A 2058-nucleotide genomic window follows, 5' to 3' on the forward strand; every position below is an offset into this window, starting at 1 on the left:
AAAAGCTCATCTGCGTCATCGATTTACTCGGAAATTGGATGCGCTATTGTGACAGCTCAGCAGATTGGCAGACGATTAAATCAGTACTTCCTTAGGTACTGACGATCGCGAAATTGTCGTAGGAGTTCTTTTTGTCGTAATAGATTGCCTCATCGAATTCGACAATCTCGCCACGAGCGGCCAGAACGGCAAGTAGTTCCTTAGTGCGCTTGCTGGGACGGGCGCAGCGTGGTCCATCCTTGTACATCATCCTTACCGGGATGGCTTCCATGCCCTGCTCGTCGGCCTTGTTCTGCATCCAGTTCAGCAAGGTCTTGGCGTCTGCTTCGTCCTTATTGGCTGGGGTCAGATCGAACACACGCATGGCCGAGTCGAGATAGTATTTTCCCAGTTCGATGGCGCGTACCATGATGTCCTCGCTGATGTGCTCTACGGTCGGATCTTCCAGCATGGCGAGCAAGGCCGCAATGCGCATTACCTGTTCGGGAAAGCGGGTCACGTAACCAGCATGTGGGGCCAGCTTGCCGCCGGGGCCTGCGGCGCTCTCCAGCTCGTTGTACAGATCAACCCATGCAGCCTTGGCTCCGCTCGTCATCCGTACAGTGCGGCTGGTGATGCCACCGCTTTCCGGGTTGATCTTCCAAGTCGTGCTCGCAAGTTCGGCGATCTTGGCGCAGAATTTCTGATATGCGGGTTTGTCTTCCAGCTCGATGTCAGTATGCTGGCGTTGGCCCAGCAGCGACGATGGTTGGCTGTAGAGGAAGCGATTACCCATACCCTGCTGCATCACCATTTCGGAACTGAGGAAGTCCATCGCTACGATCGGCTGGGTGAAAAGCAGTACATTGAGGCGGCGATCCTGCGCGTAGTGGTGTTCATTAACTCGGGTACGGGAGATCGGTTCGCCGGAATAGAGCGAAGCCACATTGCCTAAGAATCGACTCAGATTATCGCGGGACATGGCGTGCCCGCCGAGGAGTGCCGCGCCTTCCAGTGCGAGGCAGAACTGGACCGGGCAGCGGGCAATCAGGCCCACGATCAGACCGTCCACCGTCAGGTCCTGGACGATCATGTATTTGCGCTCGTCCTGTGCACGACGGATGGCGTCGTATACCGGTTTCATGATCTTGTCGATCGTCGAGGACTTACGCTCGCCCGATGGCGCGATCACGAACATATTGACCGAAACCGGGCAACCGCTATCGTTGGTGCGGGACGAAACGTTAATCAAGCCTTGGGCCAGTGCGGCGATTACGCCCAACAGCGACGAACCGACCATCTCCAGATCGACCTGCACAGCGGAGGCAATCAGCTTGATGACAGCTGCGAACTTGCCGAAGGCTTCGACAGGGTACGGACGGCGCGTTTGCTTTACACCGGTAGTGATGGCGCTGCTTGGTTTGTCGGTCGCGGGAGTCGAGGAAACTGCCGGAAGGTGCCGCTCGCCCAAGTCCGATTCAGCGTCATCGTGCTGCTCTTCATGGCGGGCAATGTATTCTTCTTCGCTTACGAATTCGTCGTCATTTTGGAAGACGTGGTGTTCGTCGGCTTCTTCATAGTCACCGTCGTCGTATTCGCCTTCCGCGTCGTCATCCTCGTCGTATTCGGCCTCGAAGTCAGTCGCATCGTTGCCGGTTGCGTGGTCGTCATCGCGCATGCACTGTTCGCTCCAGTCATGCGGATGCTCACTTTCCAGGCTAGCAAAGTACGAGTCCGCTTCGCGGTCTTCGGCCGTTACGGTTGCGGCGAGGTAATCCGGTGGGTATCCGTCTTCACAGTGCTCTTCTTCGTTGTCTTCGATGGTGGTTGCAGCAGCTTCTGCGGCCGCTTGCTCCTTGAGCTTTTTGCGCGCAATAATGCGTGCATACATTTCCGTGGCGGGTTTCGTCGTCATGATTTCTCCTGTTTTAGTCGGCCCATGTGAGGCAGTGGGTTGCACTTTACTGACGAATGATTAGCCGGTATCCCCCGGTGTCAGAATAGTTGTCGCGTCACCTGATGAAGTAAAACGATATCGGGGACGGGCAAGAGAGATCGTGTGAAGCAGTATTCAGCAGA

Annotated in this window: 1 protein-coding gene; it reads right to left on the reverse strand. The window is 56.0% G+C overall.

What is annotated here, in order from left to right; all coding sequences use genetic code 11:
* Positions 1-91: 91 nt before the first annotated feature.
* Positions 92-1894 carry a DUF3987 domain-containing protein gene (locus H162_RS0129620; RefSeq protein WP_020657085.1) on the reverse strand — a complete coding sequence of 601 codons (1803 nt, stop codon included), beginning with the start codon at positions 1892-1894 and terminating at the stop codon, positions 92-94.
* Positions 1895-2058: the final 164 nt, after the last annotated feature.

The organism is Massilia niastensis DSM 21313, from assembly GCF_000382345.1.
GTDB lineage: Bacteria > Pseudomonadota > Gammaproteobacteria > Burkholderiales > Burkholderiaceae_D > Telluria > Telluria niastensis.